This is a genomic window from Chitinophaga sp., assembly GCF_036569185.1.
In the GTDB taxonomy this organism is placed as follows: domain Bacteria; phylum Bacteroidota; class Bacteroidia; order Chitinophagales; family Chitinophagaceae; genus Chitinophaga.
Map to the genome: position 1 here is coordinate 70,814 of NZ_DATCRD010000026.1, position 8,422 is coordinate 79,235.

General features: G+C 46.9%; 6 protein-coding genes. 5 read left to right on the plus strand and 1 reads right to left on the minus strand.

Features of this window, described 5'->3' with window-relative positions; genetic code table 11:
- Positions 1-2: 2 nt before the first annotated feature.
- Positions 3-3,380 (minus strand): response regulator, encoded by a 3,378-nt coding sequence (locus VIM72_RS02040; RefSeq protein WP_332001205.1) that lies wholly within the window; start codon positions 3,378-3,380, stop codon positions 3-5.
- A gap of 268 nt (positions 3,381-3,648) precedes the next feature.
- On the opposite strand from VIM72_RS02040, the gene VIM72_RS02045 reads away from it, so the two are divergent.
- From VIM72_RS02045 to VIM72_RS02065, 5 genes are all read left to right on the plus strand, one after another.
- The gene (locus VIM72_RS02045; protein ID WP_332001206.1) at positions 3,649-4,020 is read left to right on the plus strand and encodes a response regulator transcription factor; all 372 of its coding nucleotides are present in this window, start codon (positions 3,649-3,651) and stop codon (positions 4,018-4,020) included.
- A 4-nt stretch (positions 4,021-4,024) separates the two neighbouring features.
- Positions 4,025-5,179 (plus strand): HEAT repeat domain-containing protein, encoded by a 1,155-nt coding sequence (locus tag VIM72_RS02050; RefSeq protein WP_332001207.1) that lies wholly within the window; start codon positions 4,025-4,027, stop codon positions 5,177-5,179.
- Positions 5,179-6,612 carry a glycosyltransferase family 2 protein gene (locus tag VIM72_RS02055; RefSeq protein WP_332001208.1) on the plus strand — a complete coding sequence of 478 codons (1,434 nt, stop codon included), beginning with the start codon at positions 5,179-5,181 and terminating at the stop codon, positions 6,610-6,612. The genes VIM72_RS02050 and VIM72_RS02055 overlap by 1 nt, the downstream gene beginning before the upstream one ends.
- Positions 6,613-6,627: 15 nt before the next feature.
- Positions 6,628-8,106: a glycosyltransferase gene (locus VIM72_RS02060; RefSeq protein WP_332001209.1), complete on the plus strand. Its 1,479-nt coding sequence runs from the start codon at positions 6,628-6,630 to the stop codon at positions 8,104-8,106.
- Between the two features lie 20 nt (positions 8,107-8,126).
- The coding region (locus tag VIM72_RS02065) for a tetratricopeptide repeat protein (RefSeq protein ID WP_332001210.1) at positions 8,127-8,422 on the plus strand (296 nt) is incomplete at its 3' end.

An 8,422-nucleotide genomic window follows, 5' to 3' on the forward strand; every position in this document is an offset into this window, starting at 1 on the left:
TTTTATGACAACCAAACCTGTAGCAGGGATAATAATTTGAAGTTATCCACCGGTTTGGCAATATAGTCTGATGCCCCTGCTTCCATACACTTTTGCCGGTCGCCCGCCATTGCCTTTGCTGTAAGCGCAATCACCGGCAATTGCAGGAACCGCGCATCTGCCCTGATCTGTTTCATAGCTTCGTAGCCATCCATCTCGGGCATCATAATATCCATCAGCACCAGGTCAATAGCAGGATGACGGTGCAGTACCTCCAGGGCTTCCCGGCCATCGGCAGCGGTAAGCACGGAAATACCCTCCTCTTCCAGCAGCGCGCTGATAGAAAAAACATTGCGCATATCATCGTCTGCCAGCAGCACTGTTTTACCGGAAAGATGGCCATCCGTCGGGTTAATATCCGTATTTTCGCTCTCTGTTTTCCTTTGCAGCTTATAAAGGAACAGTTCCAGTTCATCCATCAGCCTGTCGGTAGCATGCGTTGAATTCCTTACAATCGCGGAAGCATATCTCTTCAGCATTTGTTCTTCATTACCGGTAATGTCCTGGTCCAGGTACACAATAAAGGGGATGTTACCAGCTTCAGGGATCTGCGTCAGCAATTCCAGTTGTTGCACTCCTGCCCGGAGGTCTTTTCCTATTTCCACAATCACAGCATCATACCTGGCGCCTTCCAGGAACGCCTGCGCTTCATGGATGCCTGGTGCAATATCATACCTGGTGCCCAGGTTCCTTTCTGCGCTTATTGCTTCCAGGGCCTTGCCGCCGCTGAGTGGGCCCACTGATACCAGCAGCACTTTTTTCAACTGCGCCTGCAATTGTGCGCTGATGTCGCCAAACAACGTTTCCAGGTCTTTCAGTTCCAGCGGTTTCCTCGTATAGCCATGTATGTTATCTTCCTTAATAGCTTGTATATCCGCTCCTGTTACCACATGCACAAGGATCTTACTCAGCTCTTCACTGCTTCTCAGTATCCTGAGAATGCTGCTGCCATCAATTACCGGCAGGTTCATATCCAGGATAATGGCCACCGGCAGGAATTTACGGGCATAAGCAAGTCCATCCTGCCCGTTGTGCGCCACAATGGTTTTAAACCCCTTATTTCGTGCAAAATCACGGAGGATATCTGCAAAATGAATATCATCTTCAATAATCAGGATCAGTTTGTCCTGCCTGCTGAGGTTATCACGGTCGTCATTAATGACAGCAGGCGACTGCACCGGGAGGAGCGCATCTTCTGCAGGTATAGCCGGTGTTATCGTGGTTACATTGAAATCAACGGGCAAAACAATCGTGAACGTGCTTCCCGAAGCACTGCTGTTATCAAGGCGCAATGCTCCATGCAACAGCTGCATCAGCTCCCTGCTGATACTCAGTCCCAGCCCGGTGCCTCCATATTTCCGGTTAGTGCTTCCATCTCCCTGGTGAAATGCGTTAAAGATCAGTTCCTGCTTATCGGCAGGTATACCGGGACCGGTGTCCGATACACTGATTCCAATCATACCGGGGGCGCTCATATACCATGAAAGATTGATAACGCCACCTTTAGGGGTAAATTTAAAGGCGTTGGATAAAAGATTACGGATCACCTGTAAGAGGCGGAGCTTATCGGTGCGGATCACGGCCGGAACATCCGGCGCTATATTTTTAACAAAGGAAATGCCCTTTTCCTGCGACAATACATCGAACAGATCCGACAGATCATCTGCAATACTCTGCAGCGGTACTTCTTCAAACACCATCTCCACTTTGCCTGCCTCTATTTTTGACAGGTCCAGTACATCATTGATCAGGTGCAACAGGTCGGAACCGGATTTATAGATAATCCCTGCATACTCTGTTTGTTTTTCTGTGAGATTATTGTCCTTATTCTCCTGCAACATCTTCGCCAGTATAAGTACGCTGTTCAGTGGTGTTCTCAGCTCGTGCGACATATTGGCAAGAAATTCTGATTTATACCGGCTGCTGGCTTCCAGTTCGGTAGCCTTTAAGGAAAGTGCGCTCCTGGCGGCTTCCAGGTCTTTATTCTTTTCTGTTATTTCCGCATTTACCTGGCGCAGCTCTTCGTCCTGCACTTTAAGTTCCTCTTCAGATGCCTGCAGTATTTCCGATTGCCGGCTCAGTTCTTCGTTGGATTGCCGTAATTCTTCCTGCTGGCTGATCAGGATCTCCTTTTGCTCCTGCACCTGTTGCAGCAGGTGCAATACCTTTTCACGGGCATTGGCCGCATTAACGGCAACGGCTATATCTTTTGACAGCACCTCAAGCAATCTCAATTGCAGTGGGGTTGCTTCCCGGAAAGATGCCAGTTCAATAACCCCCAGCAATTCATTCTCTGTCCACAACGGCACCATTACCAGTGAGCCTGGCTGCACATGGCCGCTGGCCGAGCTTAACTGCCAGTAGCCGGCAGGCACGTCCCGGATAACCAGGATATCCTTTCCCGATACGGCAGTACCAAGAAAACCTTCATTCAGCGGCACCGCCTGCGGGATCGAAGACGGCATACTAACGGAGGCATATAAACGAAGGTCATGATGCGTTTCATCATAACAATAAAAGGCGCCGGCGGTAAAGTCTGCAAAACCGGTAAGCGTATGCAGGCATTTACGTACCAGTTCATCACGGTTATTCACTCCCTGCAAACTATCATTCATATCATTTACCCCCGTGAGCATCCAGTTCTTTTCATTGGCAGCAGCGTTGATCTCTACCACTTCATCCAGTTTCCTGTTTAGTTCCTGCTGTGCCCCCACACGGCGCCTGAACTCAGCATAGGTAACCCTCATAAGGATAAAACCTACGAGTAGGATAAAGGCGTTATTGATCAGCAGCGTTTTTACCGCTTTTGTAAAAGTGCTTTTTTTCACATCTTCCCGAAGCGACAGCAATCGCCGTTCCTCCCCGTTCACTATCCCGATTTTTGCGCGCACATTATCCATCAGCCGGGTTTCCCGCTGCGTAATACCCACATTCTGTTCAAAGCGTTGTTGCACTAAAATATGATCCAGCTCATTCCAGTAGCTGAGCAGAGCATTGATGTCATTTTCCAGGGAATCTACGTTTTTCACCTGTGCGGGATTGTCGGCCACCATAGTACGCAGGTCGTTCACCGCAGGAGCAACTTTTGGCAGCGCCAGTTCATAAGGCTGCAGGAATTCTTTATTAAAGGTGCTGCGAAAGCCCCTGCGCGAAGCTTCCATATCAAACAGTAAACGCTGTACCCTTTCCGAATTATTAAGCACCCGATAGGTGTGCTGTACCCAGCCCGCCTCTTCTGTTTGTTCAGTAAACGTTTGCCATGTTAAAAAACCACCAAGCAGAACGAGTAGTACTACAACGGAAAAACCGAGGTACAGCCTGTTAACTATTGAAAGCTTCATATAAGAGTAATTCCTCAATATTAACGCAAAAATACCTAAATGCACTCATATTCATATCTTTGCAGGAGAGCAATAAAATCAGTTTAACCGTAATGTAACTATTTGTTTTTTTTCTATGAAAAACTGTTCCTTTATTTTTAAAGTATATATCTGTATGACGTTATTTCCGGTACCGTTATGAAAAGCTCTTTTAAATTATAATAAAAATCACCTCCGCTGAACGAACAATCGGGCGACTGCCTTGTTTAGCGGTTTAAATGCAGCCACGATGAGTAAAATTTTGTTAGTAGAAGATGACGAGATAATGCCAAAAATAGTGGCGAGAATCCTCTCTTCTGCAGAGTATGAACTTGACCATGTATCTAACGGGAAAGAAGCATTTGAAAAGCTGGAAACGGCCAATTATGGTTATGACCTGATCATTACAGACATTATGATGCCATATGCCAACGGCTTCGAAATACTCAGCAGGGTCAAAAGCCAGCCTTCACCTATCCCGGTAATTATCGTTTCCAATGCCGGTAATGAAGATATGATCATGGAAGGCTTTAAACTTGGAGCCGACGATTTTCTGAAGAAACCCATCATACCCGCAGAATTACTGATCAGGGTCAAAAGATTGTTAATGAAGAATAAATAGCTGCATGTTCGAGATATCCATTCCTGCCTTCCTGGACCCGGTCCTTAATACATTCAGAGAAGCGCCGCTGGCCATCAGGCTGGCAATGATATTCATTATTATAACCGTGCTGGTAACCCTGCTGGCTTATTTTTCTATTTTAAGAAGCCGGTTCCTTGGTTATCAACGCCGGAAACGACTGGATTATCTCCTTCCAAAGATCGATAACCTGATCATTGATGAAATAATGGCCCACCCGGAAGTAGCGGCCGGTACACCGGCCAGCCAGATCCAGCTGAACCTGGATGGCTTCGGAGAACTGCCTTTACATAAGAAATGGGCCAGGCAGGCTACCACCGACCGTATTATCCATTTCCGCCGTAATGTGAGGGGCAATGCCGGTCACCTGCTGCGGAACCTGTATATACAACTGGAGCTGAGTAAAGACACCATGAAACAGATGAAATCGTCTAAATGGGCCAGGAAGGTGCGGGCATTGACTGAATTCATCGATATGGATATCCCTGTGGCAGATGTTACCCTCCTGCCGCTAACCAATAGCCGTAACCGTGAATTACGGGCAGCAGCCCGCCATGCCTATATCAAACTCAGTAAAAATGAGCCCTTCAAATTTTTTGACGTGGTAACAGACCCGCTGTTAATGTGGGACCAGGTAGAACTGTTCCGGATCATTACCACCACAGAGGATATTTCCATCCCCAACTTTGCCCGCTGGATCACCTACTCCTCCAATAAAAGCGTGGTATCCTTCTGTCTCAAACTGATTATACACTATAACCAGTTACCCGCAGTACCCGCCGTAATAAAGCTGCTGGACACTAAAGACCACTACCTGCGTGCAGATGCTATTAACTGTCTTGGTAAACTGAAAGTGCCGGATGTGGAAGACAAGCTGATCGCCATGTACAGCAGCCAGCCATTGCAATGCCAGATTGAGATCCTGAAGGCGATAGGCCGCATCAGCAGCGGGAAACAGGTGGATTTCCTGAAGCAGGAATTCCTGCATTCTACCAACTTCGACCTTCGTAAAGCTGCGGCAAAATCGCTCGTAAAAAACGATTGGGTAGCCAGCGCCGTCATCCAGGAACTGCTGGCCACCGCCAACCGCGAAAACCTGCTGATACTCAAACATTGTATGAATCCTTTAATTAAGTACTGATGGAGGGCATCTTATCATGGCTTGGCATAGTATACGAAAACACCCTTTTCATATACGGACTGGTTTTATTACTGGTATACGCCCTGCTGGCCCTGCTATCCATGCTGGCGATACGTTATTATACCAGGAAGGATACCCAACACCAGCTGGATATACTGGCCAGTTCTCCAATGGCGCCGGGACTTACCATCCTCGCCCCTGCCTTTAATGAAGGACTTACCATTATTTCCAATGTGCGGTCGCTGCTTACCCTCAACTATCCCCGTTATGAGATCATCATTATCAATGATGGCAGTACAGATAATACCATGGAACAGCTGATCGCCGAATTCAATATGGTAGCAGTGGACTTTGCCTACAACGCCAGGATCCTGACGCAACCCGTGCGGAAAATCTATAAATCCACCAACCCCGCCTACTCTTCCCTGCTGGTAATCGACAAGGTGAATGGTAAAAGCAAGGCCGATGCTGTAAACGCAGGCATCAATATCGCCACCTTTAAGTATTTTGTTTGTACCGATGTGGATTGCATCCTGCACAAAGATACCCTGCTGGAACTGGCCTTACCTGTAATGCAGGAACAAAAGAACCGGGTAATTGCGGTAGGCGCTACCCTGCGTATTGCCAACTCATCGGAGTTCGACGAAGGAGTGCTGATCCGTATGCGGCCCCCCCGGCAACTGCTCCCCCGCTTCCAGGAAGTGGAATATATCCGCTCCTTTGTACTGGGGAAAATGGGATGGAGCTATATTAACTGTGTGCCCAACGTATCCGGCGGACTGGGACTGTTCGATAAGGAAGTGGCCACCTGGTGCGGAGGCTACGACCACAGTTCTTTCGGGGAAGATATGGAATTGCTTACCCGCATGTGCCGCTATGCACACGACAACCAGATCAACTATGCAGTAAGATATATTCCCAAAACACTGTGCTGGACGGAAGGACCATCTTCTGTAAAAATATTCAGCCGCCAACGTACCCGCTGGGCGCGCGGGCTTGCCCAGCTTATGTATGCGCATTTCAGCATGTTTATGAATCCCCGTTATGGGAAAATGGGACTGATCGTATTTCCTTTTAACTTCTTCTTTGAACTGTTGGCGCCCTTAATAGAATTCAGCGGTATACTGATTTATATATACCTGGGAGTAACCGGCCAGGTAAATTGGCCCTACGCCCTGCTGCTGCTGCTTTTCGTATATACATACGCCGTTATGATCACTACCATATCCATATTATGGGATCAGCTCTCTTTCGGCTATTATAAGAAATGGTGGGAAGTCGCCTATTTATGCCTGACACCCTTTATGGAGTTTTTACTATACCATCCCCTCATCGTATTTTTTTCCCTGCGGGGATATTATTATTTCCTCACCGGGAAAAAAAGCACCTGGGGAAATATGCAGCGACAGGGATTTGGGAAGAAGAAAAAATAAAGAAAACTGCGTGCTATGCTCAGAACATTTTTTGAAGGCGGCGTATTTATATATGGTTGTATCCTGCTGTGCATGTATGCCTTACTGGCGTATATGTCTTACCGTGGCATTATCCGCTTCCGTAAAAAGAGCAGCTTCACTGACTATACCCACCTCCTGGATTCGCCCCTTACACCGGGTATTTCCGTAATAGCGCCTGCTTATAATGAAAGCGTTACCATTATCATGAATGTACGGTCGCTGCTAACGCTGAACTATACACGTTATGAAGTGATTATCGTTAACGATGGCAGTACCGACGATACCCTGGAAAAACTGATCCGTGAATTTGAACTGGTGCCGGTGGATTTTGCCTATAATGAAAGAATTGTTACCCAGCCGGTGCGACAACTCTTTAAATCTACCAATACTGCCTACGACAAACTGCTGGTGGTAGACAAAGTAAATGGTAAGAGTAAGGCTGATGCCGCCAATGCGGGCATCAACGCCGCTTCATTCGATTATTTCCTGAATACGGATGTGGATTGTATCATCGAAAAAGATACGCTGCTGCGGATGATCAAGCCGTTTATGGATGAAGAGCATAAGAAAACCAGGGAGATCGGAGAACCCTGTCCTCAATGTGGTTATGTGCATGTGGTGGAAGACAGCCGCCAGGTAATAGCTACCGGCGCTACGCTCCGTATTGCCAACTCCACCGAAATTGATGAAGGGGTAATCATACGGGTACGCCCCCCCGAAAAAGTATTGCCCCGCTTCCAGGAAATGGAATACATCCGGGCCTACGTACTGGGAAAAATGGGATGGAGCATGATGAACAGTGTGCCTAATGTTTCCGGCGGACTGGGACTGTTCGATAAAGAAGTTGCCATCAAAGCCGGCGGTTACGACCATGCTTCCTTTGCGGAAGATATGGATATTGTTACCCGTATGTGCGCTTACATGATCGATAACAAGCTGAAATATGCTATCCGTTATATTCCTACTACCCAATGCTGGACGGAAGGACCGCCCAACATGAAAGTGTTCAGCCGCCAGCGCACCCGCTGGGGCCGGGGCCTGGCGGAGATCATTACCATTCACCGGAAAATTATTTTCAATCCCCGTTATAAAAAACTCGGGCTGGTGGTATTGCCTTATAACCTGTTCTTTGAGTTCCTGGCGCCAGTCATTGAATTTACAGGCATCCTCTATTATATCTACCTGATCATTACACACCAGGTGAACTGGCCTTATGCGCTTATATTGCTGCTGTTTGTATACCTGTTCTCCGTAATGATCTCTACGTTGGCTATTTGCTGGGACCAGCTTACATATGGTTATTATAAAACCTGGCGGGAAGTAATTTCATTGTCGCTCATGGCTTTTTTTGAACCGCTGATCTATCATCCGTTAATTGTGTTCTTTGCATTACGGGGTTACTGGTTCTTTCTCACAGGGAAAAAATCATCCTGGGGAAATATGCAGAGACAGGGATTTGGAAAGAAAAAATAAACTTATAAAAGATAAACTAAATGGCTGTATTAAAACATCTGTTAACCGGAATATTGGTGTGTTGTGCATTACAAATGCAGGCACAGATCATTAAACAGAAAAATAATGCAGAAGCCCTGTATAACCAGGCAGTTCAGGAAACCAAACAAAAACACTACGATAAAGCCATCAGCTTATCGCAGCAGGCATTGAAAGCGCAGCCGGATTTCATTGACCAGCAGCTGTTGCTCGCGCGGTTGTATATGCTTACCAAACAATATGACCTGTCAAGAAAGTATATAAAAGAAGTACTTGTTAAAAATCCACGCTACCGCGA

Excerpts from the sequence above, each read along its gene's own strand:
- VIM72_RS02050 (WP_332001207.1), top strand. The coding sequence starts at position 4,025 with ATGTTCGAGATATCCATTCCTGCCTTCCTGGACCCGGTCCTTAATACA.
- VIM72_RS02040 (WP_332001205.1), bottom strand. The coding sequence starts at position 3,380 with ATGAAGCTTTCAATAGTTAACAGGCTGTACCTCGGTTTTTCCGTTGTA.
- VIM72_RS02045 (WP_332001206.1), top strand. The coding sequence starts at position 3,649 with ATGAGTAAAATTTTGTTAGTAGAAGATGACGAGATAATGCCAAAAATA.
- VIM72_RS02055 (WP_332001208.1), top strand. The coding sequence starts at position 5,179 with ATGGAGGGCATCTTATCATGGCTTGGCATAGTATACGAAAACACCCTT.
- VIM72_RS02060 (WP_332001209.1), top strand. The coding sequence starts at position 6,628 with ATGCTCAGAACATTTTTTGAAGGCGGCGTATTTATATATGGTTGTATC.